Source organism: Streptomyces sp. NPDC029956, assembly GCF_055574655.1.
On the sequence record NZ_JBVHZJ010000013.1, the window covers coordinates 148,544 to 167,595 of the forward strand.

The window sequence follows — 19,052 nt, forward strand, 5'->3', positions numbered from 1 at the left end:
CAGGTCCCGCCGGGCGGATCGGGCGCGGCCCCGGACCTGATCCGCCGGACAGGCCGAAGGGGGAGGGCCGCACCGCGGCCCTCCCCCTTCGCTCCACCGTGCGGTCAGGGCGGTGGCGGTCAGGAACCGCTCATGGCCTTCTTCAACCGGTCCGCCGCGGTGCGGTACACCGCCAGCAGATCCAGGTCCTCGCCCGGGTAGTTCACCACCGTGACCTGCTTCGCGCCCGAGCCCGGCAGCACGGTGCCGGTCGACATGTGCGCGTTGTCGAGGACGAAGGCCGGCTTCTTCGCCGAGAGCGAGGCCAGTTGCGCGGGGGTGACCGGCTCGGGGCCGTACGTACCCACCGGCGTGGCGCCCGCGAGGCCGGCCGCCCAGGCCGTGAAGACCTGGGAGACGACCGTCGGGCTCTTGCCGTCCGGCCAGGCGGCCCTGAGCTCGCCGTTCAGCTTCGTGACCTCGTCGTCGAGACGGGTCTTCCACCGCGTGGCGGTGTCCTTCGTGCCGAACAGGGCGCCGAGCCGCTCGACTTCGGCTCCGGCCCTGGCCGGGTCGTTGTCGAGGTTCACCTCGACGAGCTTCGCCTTCGAGCCGGCCGCCTCCTTGATCTTCGCCGCGTACGGCTCGAACGGCGCGTACAGCACGAAGTCCGCCTTCGCGACGGCCGCCAGGTCGGACGGCTTCGGGTCGTAGTCCGGGGCGTGGTGCACGGACTGCGGCACGATCACCGTGACGTCCTCGGCCCCGGCGGCCTTGGCGAAGGCGCCCTCCCAGGTGGTCGTCGCGACCACCACCGGCTTGCCCCCCGCCTCCTTGGTGCCGGTGCCGGTGGCCGGCTTGTCCTCCCCGCACCCCGCGAGCAGCGGCAGCGCCGCACTCAGTGCGACGAGGGAAGCGAGACGGGCGGTACGGACGCGGGTGCGCGCCATGAGCTGGTTCTCCGTTCGGGAATGAGATGCGCGGCGAGGACGACAACCCCCGCCGTCAGGACGAGGACCGGTCCCGGAGGCCAGTCCAGCCACAGGGCCAGCAGGAACCCCGTGACGTTGACCGCGACGCCGATGCCGACCGCCCACAGCGTGATCGACGCCAGCGAGCGGCCCAGTCGGCGGGCCGCGAGCGCGGGCAGCAGGGTGAGCGCGTCGACCAGGAGCGCCCCGGTCAGCTTGATCGCACCGGCGACAGCGACCGCGACCAGGACGAGAAGAGCCGTGGTGAGAAAGCGGACCGGCACCCCCGAGCACTGGGCGAGCTCGCGGTCGTACAGCAGCAGCGCCACCTCACGGCGCCGCCACCAGAACAGTCCGGGTACGACCACGGCGAGCGCGCCGAGGACCACGAGGTCCGCCGTGCCGACCGAGAGGATCGACCCCCACAGCAGGGCGAAGGCCCCCGACGCGTTGACGCCGGAGACGGCGAGCACGAGCAGGGCGGCGGCGATGGCGAGACTCATCAGCAGACCCATCGCCCCCGACAGCCCCGCCGGTGTCCGGGCCAGCGGCGCGACCCCCGCCCCCGACAACGCGCACGCCACCAGCGCGCACACCATCGGATCGATCCCGGTCAGCAGCCCGACCGCGATGCCGAGCAGCGCCACGTGCATCATCGCGAACCGCACCGGCATGATGTCGAGGCCCACGATGACGACGCCGATCACCGGCAGGCCGACGGCCGCCAGGAGCAGCGCCACCCCCGCACGTCGGACCGGCACCAGCTCGAGCACGGCGCCGAGGTCGGCTGCCGCGAGCGCGCTCACCGCACCTCCCGCAGCCGCCCCGCGGCCATCTCCAGGACCCGGTCGCACCGGTCCGCCAGCGCCCGGTCATGGGTCACGACCACGAGCGTCACCGGCAGCTCGGTCAGCACGTCGGCCGCCTCCTCCTGACCCTCGAAGTCCAGGGCGGCGGTCGGCTCGTCGGCGAGCAGCACCTGGGCTCCCGCCGCGACACAGCCGATCGCCCGCGCCAGGTACATGCGCTGCAACTGCCCACCGGACAAGGTGCCCACGGGACGCGAGGCCAGTGCCCCGACCCCGAGCCGTCCGGCCGCCCGCACCGCCTCGCCGGGTGCCCCGCTGCTCGCGAGCAGCTCGTCGCCCCGCAGCGGGAACCGGCCGGCGGCGGGCTTCTGCGGGATCCAGGCGCACGAGCGGCGCCGCCACGCCCGGTCGGCGGCCGAGCGCGCGCCGCGCCCGCCGACCTCGATGGAGCCGCTCGTCTGCCGGTGCATTCCGAGGACCGCACGCAGCAGCGTCGTCTTCCCGGACCCGTTCGTCCCCGTGAGGGCGACCCGCTCGCCGGCGGCGATCTCCAGATCCACCCCCGCCACGGCCTCGGCGCGGCCGTGCCGACAGACGACCCCGCGCATGCGTATGTCCAGTCCGCCCATCCCGTGCCTCTCGCCGCTTCCGTGCCGGTGCGGTGGAGGAGTCGTACGGCGGAGCCGCCGAGTTCCCGAACGGCCGGCGGAACCGTCACCCGGACTCCTCGTCAGCCGCCCGGGCGTCCGCCGCCGGAGCGAACGGATCCAGCGGGGGGAACCGGCGCGGAGGGAGCTCGGTGTCGGCTGTCACACGTGCCGGCGCGGGGCGGACCGGCTGATGCGCCGCACGTGATCGCGATTGCCGGAGCCGCCCGCACCATTGCTGGTGCCCTGACCGAGGAGGCGGCGCGACGGGCGTTCGTGGGAGTCGATCCACTGGTACACCGACGACGGGAACGGAGGATTCACGGAGATCACGGTTCCGAAGCCGGATCTTCCCGAGATCCAGGCTCGGCGGGTGCGTTGATGAACGAGAAGGGGTGTTGTCCCATGGCGGACCATGAGGAGTTTCAGGATCCGGCGGCTGCGGTCGCGGAGCAGTGGAGGCGACTGCTGGAGGAGGGGGAGGGTTTCGTGGACCCGGCCATGGTGCGGGCGGCGTACGCCGAGCCCCGGCTCCGGGCCCTGTACCCCGGCGTCAGTCACGGCGTGATCTTCTTCAAGACGGACGCGGGCCCCGACGCCTCACCGGTGGGAGGGTACGTGTACAAGATGGAGGCCGGTGGGTTCTTGATCCGGGGCCCCCTGGGAGTGGCCACGTTCGGGGAGGCTTTCGCCCTCGTCGTGACGAGCCTCCCGGACGACGAGGGCCCGGCCGCCGGGTGAAGCCCGCGCGCGCCGACGGCACTCCGGACGATCTGTGAGGCGCGTCGGGCGCCCTGCGGCGGATCCACCCGGCGTGGCGTCCGGGATCCGCGCCCCGGGGCGGGACCGACCGGGGTGGTGGGCTACTTCAGCTCGATCTCGACGAACGCCAGCGCGGCGGTCCCCGCGTTGACGACCTCGTGTTCGCCGCCGGCCGGGCGGGCGTATGACTGGCCCGCCCGGAGCTCGGAGACGCCGACCGTGCCATCGGCGCCGATCACCCGCGTCCGCCCGTCGGTGACCGGGACGACGACGTAGTCGTACGCGTGGACGTGGCGGCCGGTGGACTGACCGGGTTCGAAGTCCCAGCGGGTCACACGGGTCCGGTCGTCCTCGTGCTGTATGTTCGCGCGGGCCGTGGTGGTCACGGGGGCGCTCCTTTCGGCGTCGTCGTCTCCGGGCGCCGGGGGAGCGGAGCCGTCGGCGCACCTGGGCGGCAGGTTAGCCGCCCAGGTGCGCTCCGGGCGAAACCGGATCGGGGTGGCATGGGTCCCGGCCGACGGGGCAGGCGGGAGTCGAGCGAGGGACACGCTCATGCCGGACGATCCACGGTTCCCCCCTTGCCGTGGGTCGGCGGCACCGCGCGCGGCCCGCACCCCTGTGGAGGTGCGGGCCGCACGCATGTCGCCCCGAGCCGCCCCGGGACGACGCCCGGGACGACGCCCTGGGACGACGCCCTGGGACGATGCCCTGGGACGACGTTCCCCGGCGGGCCGGACCGTGGAGCGGCCTCTCCGAAGCCTCCGGGTTTGACGACGGGAAGAGCGGCAAGGCGAACAGGTGTGCAACGGAATCAGGGGACGGGCAGCCGGCCCGCGGAACCCACCCAGGAGGCGCTCATGTCGAACCCGACCCGAGTCCTCGTCCGTGTGGTTCCGTGCGCCGCGGCGGATCTCGTGGCACCGTTCCGCCCGCCTCGTCGCCCGACCCGGTCTCCAGTGACGCCGCCGTCGCGGCCGCCGGACGCCGCAGTTCCGTCCGAAGGCCCCAGTGCCTCGGGCCGGAGCGGGGAGAGCCGCACGTACGCTCCCGCCGTGACCCCCGACGCGCCGCGCGGACGGGACGGGCAGGAGGGGCAAGAGGGACAGGAGAGGCTGAAGTGACGGGCCGACGGCCCGGGCCCCGGCTACCACGGGCGGCCGGCCGGCGACTGCGGGCTGCGCCCCGGCGCGAACGGCGGCCGTACCACGCCCGACGGCCGGCCGCCCTCCGGCGCGGACGGTGGCAGCACCACGCGCCCCCGCGAACGGCCGGCACCCTGCGGGCCTGACTCCGCACCGTGCCGCGCCGGACGGAAGCCCCCGAGTTCGACGGGGGCTTCCGCCGCGCAGGCCCCGGCCGGTCGAGCCGCAGGCCCGCCGGGCTCCGAGACCCCGGCGCGCGCCCCGCACCGCCCCCGCGGCCCGCCGAGCCGCCCGCGCGGTGCGGGGTGTCAGCGCCGTCCGCATCCGACAGGGGCGGAGCGCCACCGGACCGGAGTGGTGCGGGCGCGCTCCCCCCGTGCTTCAGAGGAGGATCTTCATGGACGAACGAAACGGCGGTACGCCGGAGGGCGAGCCGAATGAGGCGCAGCGCGGCGCGAACCCCCGGGAGCCTGGCACCGGCACCGGCACCGGCACCGGCACCGGCAGCGGCACGGACGGTCGCGGCGAGACGGAGGAGGAGCGCGCGGACCGGCGCTGGCAGGAGCTCCTGCAGGAGATACGGGTCGCCCAGACCGGCGTCCAGATCCTCCTCGGCTTCCTCCTCACCGTGGCGTTCACCCCGCTCTTCCACGACCTGGAGCAGACCGACAGGACGATCTACCTGGTGACCGTCGTCCTCGGCTCGCTGTCGACGGGCGCGCTGATCGGCCCCGTCTCCTTCCACCGGATCGTGTCGGGGCGGCGGGTCAAGCCCCAGGCCGTCGTCTGGGCCTCCCGGCTCACCTTCACCGGCATCCTGCTGCTGCTCGCGACGCTGACAGCCGCCCTGTTCCTCATCCTGAGGGTGGCGACGCACGACCCGTACGTGCCCTGGCTGGTCTCCGGCGTCCTCGTCTGGTACCTGATCTGCTGGTTCGCCCTGCCCCTGTGGGTCCGCACCCACTACGCCGACGGAAGCTGACCGGAGAACGACCCGAGGAGCCCACGGGCCCGAGGAATCCAATGAGCCGACTGAGGGGCGGACCGCCGGATGGCGGGCCGCCCCTCAGTCCCGGACCAGGCCCCTCGTCCGCCGGATCACCGCTCAGCGCGCACCGGAGGGAAGGTTCTCCTTGATCTTGGCGATGGCGAAACCCCACCCCTGCGACACCGTCGGCCTGCCCGGCACGGCCACCTCCGCCGGATTGGTCAGCACGTCGAGGAGGACCGGGCCGGGAAGGGCGAGCGCCTTGCGTACGGCCTCGTCCAGCTCGCCCGGCGCGGTGACGCGGATGCCGGTCAGCCCGAGCGCCTCGGCCACCGCGGCGAAGTCGGGGTTGTCGAGCACCGTCCCGAACTCGGGAAGCCCCGCCTGCTCCTGCTCCAGCTTGACCATGCCGAGGCGGCGGTTGTCGAAGACGACGAGCTTGACCGGCAGCCGTTCGGAGCGGATGGTCATCAGGTCGCCGAGCAGCATGCCGAGGCCGCCGTCGCCGCAGAAGGCCACCACCTGCCGGTCCGGCGCCCACAGCTGCGCCCCGATGGCCTGGGGCATCGCGTTGGCCATGGAGCCGAGGTTGTACGAGCCGATCAGCCGGCGGGTGCCGCGCATCCGCACGAACCGCGAGAGCCACACGGTCGCCATCCCGGTGTCCGAGGTGAAGATCGCGTCGTCGGCGGCGTGGCGGTCGACGGCGGCCGCGAGGGCCTCGGGTCGGATGTCCGCGTCCCGGTTGTCGAACATGGCCCGCACCCGCCCCAGCAGCCGCTTGTCGTGGGCGGGGTCGGCGAGGTCCGCCTGGCCCTCCTGCCAGTCCGCGTACCGCTCACGGGCCTCGTCGAGGTGGGAGCGCGACGGGACGGGCGCCAGCAGCGGCAGCAGGGCCCGCAGCGTCGCACCCACGTCTCCGGCGAGTCCGACGTCCACGGGGACGCGGCGGCCGAGGTGCTCCTCGCGGGTGTCGATCTGCACGACCCGGCAGTCCTCCGGATACCAGTCCCGGTAGGGGAAGTCCGTCCCCAGCATGATCAGCGTGTCGCAGGCGTCCATGGCGTGGGCCGCGGCCGGGTTGCCGATGAGGCCGGTCTGGCCGACCTCGTACGGGTTGTCGTCCTCGAAGCCCTCCTTGCCCTTCAGGGTCAGCACCATCGGGGCCGAGAGGAGCTCGGCGGCGCGCAGCACCTCCTCGCGGGCCTCCCGGGCGCCGCGCCCGACCAGGAGGGTGACCCGTGAGCCCCGGGCGATCGCCTCGGCTGCCTCGGCGAGCGCCGGGTCGTCGGGACGCGTGACGGAGGGGCGCGGCAGCGCGAACCGCGTCGGCCGGTCCTCCTCGACCTCCCGGTCACCGAGGTCGCCGGGGACGGTGAGCACCGCCACGCCCCGCCCGGTCACGGCTGCCCGCACCGCCGACTCCAGCAGCCGGGGCATCTGGTCGGGGGAGGTCACGGTGGCCCGGTACACGGCCACGTCCCGGAAGAGGAGGTCGTTGTCGACCTCCTGGAAGTAGTCCCCGCCCATCTCCGACAGCGGCACCTGTCCGCAGATAGCCAGGACCGGCGCCCCGCTCTTGGCCGCGTCGTACAGTCCGTTGAGCAGGTGCACCGAGCCCGGGCCCACGGTGCCCATGCAGACGGCCGGCTCGCCGGAGAGCTGGGCGCGCGCCCCGGCGGCGAAGGCCGCCGCCTCCTCGTGGCGGAAGCCGGTCCAGTCGATGCCCTCGGTGGTCCGGATGGCGTCGGTGATCGGGTTGAGCGCGTCGCCGACCACGCCGAAGACGTGGCCGACACCGAGGTCCGCGAGGCCGTCGACGATCACCTGTGCGACGGTACGAGTCATGGTGTCTCCCTTCACTGTGGACGTCGACCGGTTCACCGAAGGGTGAACCGGTCCGGATGAGCTGCCTTCCAGTCGCCTGCCCACGCGTCCGGAACCGAAGCGGGCGACAGGAGCATGCCGGGTTCGAGCGGTTCGTACAGCTCGGCGTGGGATCGCACGGCGTCCGGTCCGACCCGGCGCAGGAGCATGCCGGGCCCCAGCTCCTCGGGGCCGCCGGCGCCCATGGCGGCCATGAGCTGCAGGGCGCTGCGGACGGTCGCCTCCTGGAAGCGGCGGACGCGGTGCGCCTTGTCCCCGACGTCGAGGGCGCGGGCGCGCCGGGGGTCCTGGGTGGCGACGCCGACGGGGCAGGTGTTGGTGTGACAGCGCTGGGCCTGGATGCACCCGAGCGCGAACATCATGGCCCGGGCGGAGTTGGTGTAGTCGGCGCCCTGGATCAGCCGCTTGACGATGTCGCCCCCGGTGGCGATCTTGCCGGAGGCGCCGATCCGGATCCGGTCGCGCAGCCCCGTGCCGACGAGGGCCCGGTGCACCGTGGTCAGGCCCTCGGTGAGGGGCAGGCCGACGGTGTCCGCGAACTCCAGCGGGGCGGCGCCCGTGCCGCCCTCCGCCCCGTCGACGACGATGAAGTCGGGCGTGAGGTCCTCCTCCAGCATCGCCTTGCAGACGGCGAGGAAGTCGCGGCGTGCTCCCACGCACAGCTTGAAGCCGACCGGTTTGCCGCCGGAGAGCTCCCGCATCCGGCCGAGGAAGCGCACCAGCTCCCGCGGGGTCCGGTAGACGCGGTGGTACGGCGGGGAGATCACCGTGCGGCCCTCGGGGACGCCGCGGACCGCGGCGATCTCCCGGCCGACCTTGGAGCCGGGCAGCACGCCTCCGATGCCGGGCTTCGCGCCCTGGCTGATCTTCAGCAGGACGCAGGCGACCTGGTCGAGGGCGGCCTTCTCGGCGAACCGCCGCGGGTCGAACCCGCCGTCCTCGGCACGACAGCCGAAGTACCCCGTCCCGATCTCCCAGACGAGGTCGCCGCCCGGGGCGAGATGGTGTTCCGATATCCCGCCCTCGCCGGTGTCGTGGGCGAAGCCGCCGCGCCGCGCGCCCTTGTTCAGGGCGCGGATCGCCCGCCCCGACAGGGAGCCGAAGCTCATCGCCGACACGTTGAGCAGGGCCATGTCGTAGGGCCGGGCGCAGGCGGGGCCTCCGATCCGGACCCGGGGCAGGTCGTCCGGCACCGGGCGCGGGGCCATGGAGGGGACCAGGTACTCGGTGCCGGTCCGGTCCAGCTCCAGCTCCGTGCCGAAGGGGTCCTCTGCGTCCGTCCCCTTCGCCCGCTCGTACACGATGGACCGGGTGTCCCGGTCGAAGGGCACGCCGTCGACGTTCCCTTCCACGAAGTACTGCTGCACCTCGGGGCGGATCGCCTCCATCGCGAACCGCAGGTGCCCGAGGAGCGGGTAGTTGCGCAGGATCGAGTGGCGCCGCTGGACGACGTCGTACGACGCGACCGCGGCGAGCAGGAGGGCGGGCCCGGCCGCGCACCACCACCACGGGGACACCAGGACGGCCGCGAGGCCGGTGCCGAGCGCGGCGAGGACGGGGCAGACCACGAGCAGTGACGTCACCATGGACGGCCGTCTGTCCCGGACGGCGGCGGTCATGTGCGCACGGGGGAAGCGGGCGGGGCGGGTCCGGCCGGACGCGGGCGGGGCGGTCGGGCCGGCCGCGGGCCCGCCAGGTTTAGCCTGCGGGAGTCCGGCCAGACGGTGCGCATGAGTGCTTCGGAGAAGAGCGAACGGAACCAGTTCCCCTGGACCGGCCCCTACGCCGTCCCGGACCACCCCGGTCCGACGCGGGTGGACGACCCCGACGTGGACGCGAGGTACGAGCCGGCGAACCTCGGGGAGTCGGGCGCTCTTCCGGCCCCGTTCGCCGAGAAGGCCCGCGCGGCGGCGTACCGGGCCCGCGGCGCCGGGAGCGAGCTGCGGGCCGCCGCGCGTGCCCACCCGACCGTGACGGCCGGTGCCGCCGCGGCCACGGCGGCCGCGCTCGCCCTCGCGTACGGGCGGGGACGTCGGGCCGGGAGCCTGGCCGCGCGGCGCGACCTCGGCCCACTGGCGCTGCTGCTCGCACGCCGCCGCTGAGCGGGCGGACCCTCCCGCCCCCCGGCCGGAGGCCGGCGCGCTCCGCACGCCGTCCGGCCGCTCCTGTTCCTGACCGTCACCCTTCCTTACGGAGGTCGATACGCATGGTCCCCCTGCTTCTCGTACTGCTGCTCGTCCTGCTCCTCTTCGGCGCCGGCTTCGCGGTCAAGGCGCTCTGGTGGATCGCCGTCATCGTGCTCGTCCTGTGGCTGCTGGGCTTCGTGGCCCGGCCGAAGGGCGGCACGGGCCGCTGGTACCGCTGGTAGGCAGCCGCCACGGCGTGACAGAGCCCGGCACCTCCGTCAGGGAGGGCCGGGCTCGGTCGTGTGCTCAGGCGCTCAGCGCCGAGTCGTCCTCGGGGCGCGCGCCGGGCAGTCGATGGCGGGCCGCGATCAGCGCCGCGTCCACGTCACGTGTGCCGGTGGAGACGCACAGCGTGTACGCGAGGTCGTCCATGCGGCGCCGTACCTCTTCGCCGCCGTTCTCCGCCCGGAGCACTTTGAGCGTCTCGTACTGCTCGATGAGATTGCGCAGGACCACGGGATGGGCCATCAACACGTACTGCTCCCCTCGTCGTCGGGGCGGGGACCGCCCGGTTCCACGCGCGTGTACCCCGTTCGCGAGGGCGTATGCCCGCCGCCCGGGGCCGGGGAGGGCGGGTTCAGGCCGTATGACCCGGCACCGCCCTCCTCTTGTCGATCACGGAGGGGTAGTGTCGTCATGATTGCCGTACGGCAACGATCGAGGCAGCCGGCGCCGTCCCGGGGGAGCGGACGTCCGGCACACGGCGCGGGCCGTACGGTCCGTGTGCGACAGGTTGGTGGGGAACGAGGATGGGGCATGTCTGAGATGACGATCGAGGGCTCCTCAGGCCCGGAGCACCCCGGACCGGCCGCAGTGGTCGAGCCTGAACTCCGCCAGCTCCTGGCCGGGCTCACGGCGGTGCGGGACGGCGACTTCGGCACCCGTCTGCCGGACGAGGCGGGCGGGCTGATGGGCGAGATCTCCCGGGTGTTCAACGGGATGGTCGACCAGCTGTCCCTGTTCACCTCCGAGGTGACGCGGGTGGCGCGGGAGGTCGGCACGGAGGGGACGCTCGGGGGGCAGGCCGCCGTGCCCGGCGTCTCCGGCACCTGGGCCGATCTGACCGACTCGGTGAACGCGATGGCCGGCAACCTCACCACCCAGGTCCGGGACATCGCCCATGTGGCCACGGCGGTCGCCAAGGGCGACCTGTCCCAGAAGATCGACGTGGACGCCCGCGGCGAGATCCTGGAGCTGAAGAACACCATCAACACGATGGTCGACCAGCTCTCCGCCTTCGCCGACGAGGTCACGCGCATGGCCCGTGACGTGGGCACCGAGGGCATCCTCGGGGGACAGGCCGACGTGAAGGGCGTCTCCGGCACCTGGCGTGACCTGACCGACTCCGTCAACTCGATGGCGGGGAACCTCACCGCGCAGGTGCGGGCGATCGCCCACGTCGCCACCGCCGTCGCGGGCGGGGACCTGTCGAAGAAGGTCGACGTGGACGCCCGGGGCGAGATCCTGGAGCTGAAGACGACCATCAACACGATGGTCGACCAGCTCTCGGCCTTCGCCGACGAGGTGACCCGGGTGGCCCGCGAGGTCGGCACCGAGGGCAACCTCGGCGGCCAGGCCACCGTCCGGGGCGCCTCGGGCACCTGGAAGGACCTGACCGACAACGTCAACGTGATGGCGTCCAACCTCACCGGGCAGGTGCGTTCGATCGCCCAGGTGGCCACCGCCGTGGCCCGCGGCGACCTGTCCCGCCGGATCACCGTGGAGGCCAAGGGCGAGGTGGCCGCCCTCGCCGACACCATCAACACCATGGTGGACACCCTGTCGGCCTTCGCCGACGAGGTGACCCGGGTCGCCCGCGAGGTCGGTACCGAGGGCAGGCTCGGCGGCCAGGCCCGGGTGCCGAACGTGGCCGGCACCTGGAAGGACCTCACCGACAACGTCAACTCCATGGCGAACAACCTGACCGGACAGGTCCGGAACATCGCCCAGGTCACCACCGCCGTCGCCAACGGAGACCTCTCCAAGAAGATCGACGTCGACGCCCGGGGCGAGATCCTGGAGCTGAAGACGACCATCAACACGATGGTCGACCAGCTGTCCGCGTTCGCGGCCGAGGTGACCCGGGTGGCCCGCGAGGTCGGCAGCGAGGGCCGGCTCGGCGGGCAGGCCGAGGTCGAGGGGGTCTCGGGGACCTGGAAGCGTTTGACCGAGAACGTCAACGAGCTGGCGGGCAACCTCACCCGGCAGGTCCGCGCCATCGCCGAGGTCGCGAGCGCCGTCGCCGAGGGCGACCTCACCCGCTCGATCACCGTCGAGGCGTCGGGCGAGGTGGCCGAGCTCAAGGACAACATCAACGCCATGGTCGGCTCACTGCGCGAGACGACACGGGCCAACCTGGAGCAGGACTGGCTCAAGTCCAGTCTGGCCCGGATGTCCGCGCTGATGCAGGGCCATCGCGACCTGGCCGTCGTCGCCGAACTCGTCATGGACGAGCTGACCCCGCTCGTCGCCGCCCAGTACGGCGCGTTCTACCTCGCGGAGGAAGGCGCGGCCGGCGTCGAGCTGGGCCTCGTCGGCTCCTACGGACGCCCCGCCGGCGACCAGGGCCGGGCCCGCTTCCGGCTGGGCGAGTCGCTCGTCGGACAGGCCGCCCGCAGCCGCCGCACCATCGCCGCCGAGAACGTACCCGGCGACTACGTCACGATCTCCTCGGGACTCGGCAGCACGGCCCGCGGCAGCCTCGTCGTGCTGCCGGTCGTCGTCGAGGAGCAGGTGCTCGGAGTCATCGAGCTGATGTCCTTCAGCCCCTTCACCTCCGTGCACCGGGACTTCCTGGAACAGCTCATGGAGACCGTCGGCGTCAACCTCAGCACCATCGTCGCCAACGCCCGCACCGACGAACTCCTCGACGAGTCCCAGCGGCTGGCCGGCGAACTCCGCTCGCGCACCGAGGAACTCCAGGTGCGACAGGAGGAACTCCAGCTCTCCAACGCCGAGCTGGAGGAGAAGGCGGCCCTGCTCGTCACGCAGAACCGCGACATCGAGGCCAAGAACCTCCAGATCGAGCAGGCCCGGCAGGAACTCGAGGACCGCGCCCAGCAGCTCGCCCTCGCCTCCACGTACAAGTCGGAGTTCCTGGCCAACATGAGCCACGAACTGCGCACCCCGCTCAACAGCCTGCTGATCCTGGCCCAGCTGCTGGCCCAGAACCCGACCCGCAACCTCACGGCCAAGCAGGTCGAGTACGCCGGCATCATCCACTCGGCCGGATCCGACCTGCTCCAGCTCATCAACGACATCCTCGACCTGTCCAAGGTGGAGGCCGGGAAGATGGACCTCAACCCGGAACGCGTACCCCTGCGCAGGCTCCTCGAATACGTCGAGGCCACCTTCCGCCCGCTCACCTCGCAGCAGAGCCTCGCCTTCGCGGTCTCCACCGCGGCCGGCGTCCCCGTCGACCTCGTCACCGACGACTCGCGGCTCCGGCAGGTGCTGCGCAACCTGCTGTCGAACGCGGTCAAGTTCACCGAGCACGGCAGCGTCGAGCTGCGCATCGAACCGGCCTCGGACGACGAGCTGCCCGTGTCCGTCCATCGCGGCGGCCCCGTCGTCGCCTTCCGCGTCACCGACACCGGCATCGGCATCGCCCCCGAGAACCTGGATGCCATCTTCGGAGCCTTCCAGCAGGCCGACGGGACCACCAACCGCAAGTACGGCGGAACCGGCCTGGGCCTCTCCATCAGCCGTGAGATCGCGTATCTGCTCGGCGGCGCCCTGACGGTCACGAGCGTCCCCGGCCAGGGCAGCACCTTCACCCTCTACCTCCCCGTCACCCGCACCGACTTCACCGAGCAGCCCGACCCCGCCGCCCTGCCGACGGCCCCCACCGCGGCGCTGTCCGTCCCGGCACCGGCCCGCAGCGGCGTGCTCTCCCTGCCCGGTGCTCCGGTCGCCCGGCCGACCAGGCGCCTCCTCGTGATCGAGGAGCGCCCGCGCGGGCTCCTCGGCGTCGTCGCCGAGAACGCCGTCACGCAGCTCGCGGCCGACGGCGGGCACACGGAACGGACGGACATCGAACTGATCGCGGTCGTCGGCCCGCAGGAGGCCGCCTCCGCGCTCGCCACCCGGCCGTTCCACTGCGTCGTGCTCGACGTCGACATGGCGGACGGCGACGCCCTGCGCTTCCTGGACGCCGTGGACGGCGACGAGGCGCTGCGTACCGTCCCCGTCCTCGCCCACAACAACCGCCGGCTCCCCGCCGACGAGGAGGGCGCCCTCCAGGACCTCGCACGCCGCCGCCCGCTGGAACTCCTCTCCAGCCTCGACGAGCTGCGCGAGCGGATCACCCTCCACCTGTCCGCCGAGCAGCCGGGCGACGTCGTGCCCCTGGTGCGCGGCGACCACCGGGCCCCCGCTCCCCGGACCATCGACACCACCCTGCGCGGCACGACCGTCCTCGCCGTCGACGACGACGCCCGCAACCTCTACGCCCTCAGCGGCATCCTCGAGCTGCACGGCATCACCGTGCTGCACGCCGAGAACGGGCGGAAGGGAATCGAGACGCTCCTGGGGAACCCGGCCGTCGCCCTCGTCCTGATGGACGTGATGATGCCGGAGATGGACGGCTACACAGCCACCGCGCGGATCAGGGAGCTGCCGCAGTACGCGGACCTCCCCGTGATCGCCGTCACCGCGAAGGCCATGCCCGGCGACCGGGAGAAGAGCCTCGCGGCCGGGGCCAGCGACTACGTCACCAAGCCCGTCGACGCCGACGAACTGATCGCCTGTGTCAGCCGCTGGCTCGACGGCGGGGCCACCTCGTGACCCTTCCCGCGGGAGCGCCCCGCCCTCCACGCCCGGCCGGGGAGCGCCGGACCGGCGCACCCCGCCTCCGTACGCACCGCGGCCCCGGGGCCGCCCCGACCGAGGAGGCGTCGACGTGAACGGCCCCCGCTTCCTGGGCGGAGACCCGTCCGCCGGCCTCCCCGAGGCAGGCACCGCCGTGTCCCCGACCCCCGACGGCACCGCCCCGTACCCCGCCGACGGCGCAGCGGTCGCCGCGGCCGAGGCGTCCGCCGGCGGCCGGCTGGCCGCCACGGTGGAACGGCTGCGCGGCGAGGTGCGCGCCGCGCACGCGGCGGCAGAGGGCCGCGCCCTGATCGAACTCGCCAAGGGCGTCATCGTCGAGCGCCTCGGCTGCGGCCCCGCCCAGGCGGCCCGCCAGCTCGCGGAGCTCGCCGACCAGGCCGGACTGTCCCGGCTCGAGCTGGCCGCGGACATCATCAACCAGGCGGCCCGGGACCGGATGGCCGAGGTCGCCGACGAGTTCGTGCGGACGGCCGTCGGCGAGCCGGACGCCCCCGCCGCCTCTGTCGCGGTGCGGTTGCGCACGGCGGAGAGCGCGGCGCTCAGCGCCGGCGACACCCAGGCCGTCGCCGAGTCGCTGCTCAGGCACGCCCTCGGACCCCTGGGCGCCGTCGCCGTGGCGATCTGGACCACCGACCCCGACACCTCGCTGAGCCTGCGCGGCCACGCAGGCTTCGGCCTCGACGAGGCGGCCCGCTGGCGCTACGTACCGCCGGGGGTGACCACCGCGGCCCGCCAGGCGCTCACCGGGCGTCGCACCGTCCGGTACGCCTCACTGGCGGCCGCGGGCATCCCCTCGATCGGAGGCGCCCGCCATCCCGACGGCGGCCGCGTCGTCGTCCCCGCCGGGACCGGCGGCCGCATCCACGGCGTACTGGAGATCTGCTGGGCCCGTCCGCTCGACCCCCTGCCGCAGGCCGTGGAGCGCCAGATCGAGGCCCTCGCCGAGCTCTGCGCCCACACCCTGGAGGCGCTGCCCGAGGCATCCCCCGGGGGCTTCCCCGTCGCCGGCGGGGACGGGGCGCCGGCGCTGGCCGAACTCTCCGACGGGCTGTACGACCCCGCCCTCGTCCTGACCCCTCACCTGGACGAGGCGGGGAAGCTCGTCGACTTCCGCATCCGGCACGCCAACGCGCACTTCCAGGACCCGGCCGGGCGGCCCCGCGGCTCCGTCGACGGGGTCCTGCTCCTGGAGGCGTACCCGGCGACCGCGGGCGGGAGCGAACTCTTCGACCGGATCGAGCGGGTCTACGCCACGGGCGAGCCGTTCCGCGCCCGCCGGGTCCGACTCACCGCCCTGGTGGACCAGGTGCCGCTCGCCTCGCTCGCCGACATCAGCATCAGCCGGTGCGGCGCGAGCGTCCTCCTCATCTGGCGCGTCGAGGACGAGTCGGCCCGCCTCGCCAGCCTCCTCCAGCACGCCCAGCGGCTCGGCCGGGTCGGCGCCTTCGAGGAGGACGTCGTCGCCGGGGAGATCACCTGGCACGGCCAGCTCTTCGAACTCTTCGGCCGCAGGCCGACGGAGCCGCCGGTCGCCCTGCGCGACCTCGCCGCGCACGCCCACCCCGACGACGCCGGCACCATCCGCCGCTTCCTCCAGAAGGTGCTGTACCAGCGGCGGGTGGGTTCCACCGCCTTCCGCATGCTCCGCCACGACGGCGTCACGCGGCACATCCGGGTGACCGCCGAACCCGCCCTGGGCACCGACGGCGGCCTCCAGGCCGTCCGGGGCGCCTACCAGGACATCTCGGCGCAGCACTGGACCGAGGTGGCCCTCACGGCCACCCGCGACCGGCTGGCGGCGACGGAGGAGGCGGTCGAGGAACGCAACCGGCTCACCCTCCAGCTCCAGCACGCCATCATGCCGCCGGCCAAGCCGCCGCTCGACGCGCCGGGACTCGACGTCGCCGTGCGCTACCGCCCCGCCGAGTCCGAGTCCCTGGTCGGCGGCGACTGGTACGACGCGGTCGTGCTGCCGTCCAAGAAGGTGCTCCTGTGCGTCGGGGACGTCGCGGGCCACGGAGTGGAGGCAGCCACCGGGATGGTGGTGCTGCGCAACGCGCTGCGCGGCCTCGCCGTCACGGGCGCGGGCCCGGGGCAACTGCTGTCCTGGCTCAACAGCGTCGCCCACCACCTCACCGCCCATGTCACGGCCACCGCCGTGTGCGGCATCTACGACCCCGGGACCCGCACGCTGCGCTGGGCCCGCGCGGGACACCTCCCGCCGGTGCTGGTCCGCGGGGACGAGGCGGTCGACCTGCCACTCCTGAGCGGGCTGCTGCTGGGGGCCCTCGCGGAGGCCGAGTACGAGGAGGCGGAGCTGCGGCTCGAAGCCGGCGACACGGTGCTGATGTACACCGACGGGCTCGTCGAGCGACGGGACACCGCCGTCCCGGACTCCGTCGCCCACCTGCTCACCGTCGCCCGGCAGCCGTCCGACAGCCTCGAACGCCGGCTGGACGAGCTGCTCGCGCGCAGCAGGTCGGACACGGACGACGACACGTGCGTGATCGGTGTCCAGGTCTCCTGACCACGCCCGTCCGCCCCACGACCGGCCCCACCCCCCATGGAAAGCAGGGAACATGTCCGAGCGAGAAGCGAACCTGGATGTCGACGTCGAGATCCGCGACGACCGCACGGCCGTGCTGACCGTGGGGGGCGAGCTGGACATGGAGACGGCCGGCCGGCTCGAGGACCGTCTGACGGAACAGTTCGGGCAGGGGAGGCGCCGGCTCGTGCTGGACCTGTCCGCCCTCTGCTTCATGGACTCCTCGGGGCTGAACCTCTTGATCAGAGCGGTGAACAGGGCGCGGGAGGCCGGGGGCGACCTGTATCTCGCCGCGCCGACCCCGGCCGTGCGACGCATCCTGGAGATCACCGGCGTGACGACCACGATCCCGCCGCACGACGGTGTGGCGGACGCGCTGGCCGCGGCCGGCGGCGCGAGATAGCGGACGGGCGGCCCGGCCCCCGTGCACGGGACCGGGCCCAGGGAAGAGGAAGAGGGAGAGGAAGACCGTGCACGAGATCGCCGAGATCGAGCAGGCGCTCCGCCGGGCGGCTCCGCACCAGCTCGTGGCCGTCGTCGAGGACGCCCTGAGGGAGCACCGCGGGGTGCGGCGGGTGGAACTCCGTCTGGCCGACTACGGCCTGCGGTCGCTCCAGCTCGTCGGACACGCCTCCGGGGCGGATCCGTCGGTCCCCATCCACGACAGCCCCCAGGGGCGCGCCTTCGGCGCCCAGGAGCCGCACGTCGTCCGGGACTCCGGGGCGCTCCGGCTCCACCTGCCCGTCACCGTCCGGGGGGACCGGCTCGGGGTCCTGACGGCCGAGCTGCCCCCGGAGGCCGACCTCGGGACGCTGCTTCCCGGACTCGCCCAGGTCTGCGAGGCGCTGGGCCACGAGATCCTGGTGGCCGAGCGCGACACGGATCTGTACGTCCTGGCCCGGCGTGCGACGCGGCTCACGCTCGCGGCGGAGATGCAGTGGCAGCTCCTGCCCGGCCGTTCCTGTTCCCGTCCCGAGTTCGCCCTCGCCGCCCATCTGGAGCCCGCCTACGCCATCTTCGGCGACAACTACGACTGGTCGGTCTCGGACGGCCGGCTGACCCTGACGGTCACCAACGGCATGGGGGAGGGCATCGAGGCCGCCCTGCTGACGAACCTCGCGATCAACGCGCTGCGCAACGCCCGCCGGGCCGGTCTCCCGCTGGTGGACCAGGCCGCGCTGGCCGACCAGGCCGTGTACGCCCAGTACCGGGGCGGGGCCTTCGTGTCCGTGCTGCTGCTCTGCTTCGACCTGGCCACGGGCGAGGTGGAGGCCGTGGACGCGGGTTCGCCCCGACTGTGGCGGCAGCGGGGGCAGACGGTGGAGCCCATCGGCTTCGAGGCGCAGCTGCCCCTCGGCATGTTCGAGGACACCGTGTACGTCACCGAGCGGTTCGCCGTGCGGCCGGGCGACCGGCTGCTGTTCGGCAGCGACGGCGTGTACGCCGCCGTCTCGCCCGCCGGGGAGAGCTACGGGGACCGGGCGCTGGCCCGCGCGCTGCGGGGGACGCGCCTGCTGCCGCCCACACACGTGCCGCAGGCGGTGCTCCGCGAACTCGCCGTCCACCACGGCGCCGGCGTGCTGGAGGACGACGCCCTGGTCGTCTGCCTCGACTGGCACGGCACCGTGTGAACAGTTGTCGTGTGGCAACTGTATCCTTGGGGCAACACCCGGCAGGGTGCCCGGAAGAACGCCGTCAAGGACGACCAGAGGTGGCCATGAGGACATGGGGTGCGCGCCCGGCCGGAGCCGGCTGCGCGCGGGGATCAGGCCGAACTGACGTCCTTCAGCGGCGTGCGCGCCGCTGACGAGGCGGCCGTTCCGCCCCCTCCCACGGCCTCGTGGAACCCGCTGAGCCCCCGCAGCAGCGCCTTGCGGCTCGTCGGCGACATGGCCGCGATGACCGCGAGCAGGGCCTCCTCGCGCTGGGCCCGCAGGTCCCGCAGGTACGCCTTCCCGTGCACGGTCAGGTGCAGCTCCAGCTGCCTCCGGCTCACCGGGCTTGGCAGCCGCTGCACGAAGCCCAGCGCCTCCAGCCGGTCGCACATGCGGCTCACCGAGGGCGGTGCGGAGCCGAGCAGTTCCCCCAGGGTGCGCAGGTTGATGCCCTCCTCGCGGTCCAGGCTGTACAACACACGCAGCTGACTCGCCGAGACCGGTGTCGACGACACCATGTCCCGGCCGCGTTCCCACAGCACCTCCAGCAGCTCGATGAGCTCCCGGGCGGCCTCGGCCGTCCGCTGCGGTTCCCGCGGCGACGGGGCGGGGTTGCTGTTCATGCCTGCCGACACTCCTCGGACGTCCGGG

General features: G+C 73.6%; 16 protein-coding genes. 8 read left to right on the forward strand and 8 right to left on the reverse strand.

The window, feature by feature from the left end:
• Nucleotides 1-119: 119 nt before the first annotated feature.
• The 3 genes from ACZ4XX_RS13495 to ACZ4XX_RS13505 are packed head-to-tail and all read right to left on the reverse strand — an operon-like array spanning nt 120 to nt 2,388.
• Nucleotides 120-929 carry a metal ABC transporter solute-binding protein, Zn/Mn family gene (locus ACZ4XX_RS13495; RefSeq protein WP_468508078.1) on the reverse strand — a complete coding sequence of 270 codons (810 nt, stop codon included), beginning with the start codon at nt 927-929 and terminating at the stop codon, nt 120-122.
• Nucleotides 878-1,756 carry a metal ABC transporter permease gene (locus tag ACZ4XX_RS13500; protein WP_468508079.1) on the reverse strand — a complete coding sequence of 293 codons (879 nt, stop codon included), beginning with the start codon at nt 1,754-1,756 and terminating at the stop codon, nt 878-880. Before ACZ4XX_RS13500 ends, ACZ4XX_RS13495 begins: the two co-directional genes overlap by 52 nt.
• A complete protein-coding gene (locus tag ACZ4XX_RS13505) occupies nt 1,753-2,388 on the reverse strand; it encodes a metal ABC transporter ATP-binding protein (protein ID WP_468508080.1) in 636 nt (211 codons plus the stop codon). Before ACZ4XX_RS13505 ends, ACZ4XX_RS13500 begins: the two co-directional genes overlap by 4 nt.
• 399 nt (nt 2,389-2,787) lie before the next feature.
• Between ACZ4XX_RS13505 and ACZ4XX_RS13510 the strand changes: the two genes are divergently transcribed.
• Nucleotides 2,788-3,147: a DUF6193 family natural product biosynthesis protein gene (locus ACZ4XX_RS13510; RefSeq protein ID WP_468508081.1), complete on the forward strand. Its 360-nt coding sequence runs from the start codon at nt 2,788-2,790 to the stop codon at nt 3,145-3,147.
• A 122-nt stretch (nt 3,148-3,269) separates the two neighbouring features.
• Here the strand turns inward: ACZ4XX_RS13510 and ACZ4XX_RS13515 are convergent, their stop codons facing one another.
• Nucleotides 3,270-3,554, reverse strand: coding sequence for a cupin domain-containing protein (locus ACZ4XX_RS13515; protein ID WP_468508082.1), 285 nt, complete (start codon nt 3,552-3,554; stop codon nt 3,270-3,272).
• 1,153 nt (nt 3,555-4,707) lie between these two features.
• Here ACZ4XX_RS13515 and ACZ4XX_RS13520 point away from each other — a divergent pair.
• Nucleotides 4,708-5,292, forward strand: a complete 585-nt coding sequence (locus ACZ4XX_RS13520; protein ID WP_468508083.1) for a DUF6328 family protein — start codon at nt 4,708-4,710, stop codon at nt 5,290-5,292.
• A gap of 123 nt (nt 5,293-5,415) precedes the next feature.
• Here the strand turns inward: ACZ4XX_RS13520 and ACZ4XX_RS13525 are convergent, their stop codons facing one another.
• Together ACZ4XX_RS13525 and ACZ4XX_RS13530 are read right to left on the reverse strand one after the other, a co-directional pair.
• Nucleotides 5,416-7,146: a thiamine pyrophosphate-dependent enzyme gene (locus tag ACZ4XX_RS13525; protein WP_468508084.1), complete on the reverse strand. Its 1,731-nt coding sequence runs from the start codon at nt 7,144-7,146 to the stop codon at nt 5,416-5,418.
• A 32-nt stretch (nt 7,147-7,178) separates the two neighbouring features.
• Nucleotides 7,179-8,771, reverse strand: coding sequence for an FMN-binding glutamate synthase family protein (locus tag ACZ4XX_RS13530; protein WP_468508085.1), 1,593 nt, complete (start codon nt 8,769-8,771; stop codon nt 7,179-7,181).
• 144 nt (nt 8,772-8,915) lie between these two features.
• On the opposite strand from ACZ4XX_RS13530, the gene ACZ4XX_RS13535 reads away from it, so the two are divergent.
• Both ACZ4XX_RS13535 and ACZ4XX_RS13540 read left to right on the forward strand, forming a co-directional pair.
• Nucleotides 8,916-9,287: a hypothetical protein gene (locus ACZ4XX_RS13535; protein ID WP_468508086.1), complete on the forward strand. Its 372-nt coding sequence runs from the start codon at nt 8,916-8,918 to the stop codon at nt 9,285-9,287.
• 104 nt (nt 9,288-9,391) lie between these two features.
• Nucleotides 9,392-9,553: a DUF5670 family protein gene (locus ACZ4XX_RS13540; protein ID WP_033211473.1), complete on the forward strand. Its 162-nt coding sequence runs from the start codon at nt 9,392-9,394 to the stop codon at nt 9,551-9,553.
• A gap of 64 nt (nt 9,554-9,617) precedes the next feature.
• On the opposite strand, the gene ACZ4XX_RS13545 is transcribed toward ACZ4XX_RS13540, so the two are convergent.
• Nucleotides 9,618-9,845: a DUF5133 domain-containing protein gene (locus tag ACZ4XX_RS13545; RefSeq protein ID WP_468508087.1), complete on the reverse strand. Its 228-nt coding sequence runs from the start codon at nt 9,843-9,845 to the stop codon at nt 9,618-9,620.
• Between the two features lie 282 nt (nt 9,846-10,127).
• Between ACZ4XX_RS13545 and ACZ4XX_RS13550 the strand changes: the two genes are divergently transcribed.
• From ACZ4XX_RS13550 to ACZ4XX_RS13565, 4 genes are all read left to right on the forward strand, one after another.
• Nucleotides 10,128-14,156 carry a HAMP domain-containing protein gene (locus ACZ4XX_RS13550; RefSeq protein WP_468508088.1) on the forward strand — a complete coding sequence of 1,343 codons (4,029 nt, stop codon included), beginning with the start codon at nt 10,128-10,130 and terminating at the stop codon, nt 14,154-14,156.
• A 115-nt stretch (nt 14,157-14,271) separates the two neighbouring features.
• Complete coding sequence (locus ACZ4XX_RS13555) at nt 14,272-16,728, forward strand: SpoIIE family protein phosphatase (RefSeq protein WP_468508089.1); 2,457 nt, start codon at nt 14,272-14,274, stop codon at nt 16,726-16,728.
• 52 nt (nt 16,729-16,780) lie between these two features.
• Entirely contained in the window at nt 16,781-17,149 is a 369-nt protein-coding gene (locus ACZ4XX_RS13560; RefSeq protein WP_468508090.1) for an STAS domain-containing protein, read from the forward strand.
• A 67-nt stretch (nt 17,150-17,216) separates the two neighbouring features.
• The gene (locus ACZ4XX_RS13565; RefSeq protein WP_468508091.1) at nt 17,217-18,377 is read left to right on the forward strand and encodes a PP2C family protein-serine/threonine phosphatase; all 1,161 of its coding nucleotides are present in this window, start codon (nt 17,217-17,219) and stop codon (nt 18,375-18,377) included.
• A gap of 134 nt (nt 18,378-18,511) precedes the next feature.
• On the opposite strand, the gene ACZ4XX_RS13570 is transcribed toward ACZ4XX_RS13565, so the two are convergent.
• Entirely contained in the window at nt 18,512-19,024 is a 513-nt protein-coding gene (locus tag ACZ4XX_RS13570) for a MarR family winged helix-turn-helix transcriptional regulator (RefSeq protein WP_468508092.1), read from the reverse strand.
• Nucleotides 19,025-19,052: the final 28 nt, after the last annotated feature.

Coding starts and splice junctions, on each gene's coding strand:
- ACZ4XX_RS13530 (WP_468508085.1), bottom strand. CDS start 8,771: ATGGTGACGTCACTGCTCGTGGTCTGCCCCGTCCTCGCCGCGCTCGGC.
- ACZ4XX_RS13505 (WP_468508080.1), bottom strand. CDS start 2,388: ATGGGCGGACTGGACATACGCATGCGCGGGGTCGTCTGTCGGCACGGC.
- ACZ4XX_RS13520 (WP_468508083.1), top strand. CDS start 4,708: ATGGACGAACGAAACGGCGGTACGCCGGAGGGCGAGCCGAATGAGGCG.
- ACZ4XX_RS13550 (WP_468508088.1), top strand. CDS start 10,128: ATGTCTGAGATGACGATCGAGGGCTCCTCAGGCCCGGAGCACCCCGGA.
- ACZ4XX_RS13540 (WP_033211473.1), top strand. CDS start 9,392: ATGGTCCCCCTGCTTCTCGTACTGCTGCTCGTCCTGCTCCTCTTCGGC.
- ACZ4XX_RS13570 (WP_468508092.1), bottom strand. CDS start 19,024: ATGAACAGCAACCCCGCCCCGTCGCCGCGGGAACCGCAGCGGACGGCC.
- ACZ4XX_RS13525 (WP_468508084.1), bottom strand. CDS start 7,146: ATGACTCGTACCGTCGCACAGGTGATCGTCGACGGCCTCGCGGACCTC.
- ACZ4XX_RS13495 (WP_468508078.1), bottom strand. CDS start 929: ATGGCGCGCACCCGCGTCCGTACCGCCCGTCTCGCTTCCCTCGTCGCA.
- ACZ4XX_RS13560 (WP_468508090.1), top strand. CDS start 16,781: ATGTCCGAGCGAGAAGCGAACCTGGATGTCGACGTCGAGATCCGCGAC.
- ACZ4XX_RS13535 (WP_468508086.1), top strand. CDS start 8,916: ATGAGTGCTTCGGAGAAGAGCGAACGGAACCAGTTCCCCTGGACCGGC.
- ACZ4XX_RS13510 (WP_468508081.1), top strand. CDS start 2,788: ATGAACGAGAAGGGGTGTTGTCCCATGGCGGACCATGAGGAGTTTCAG.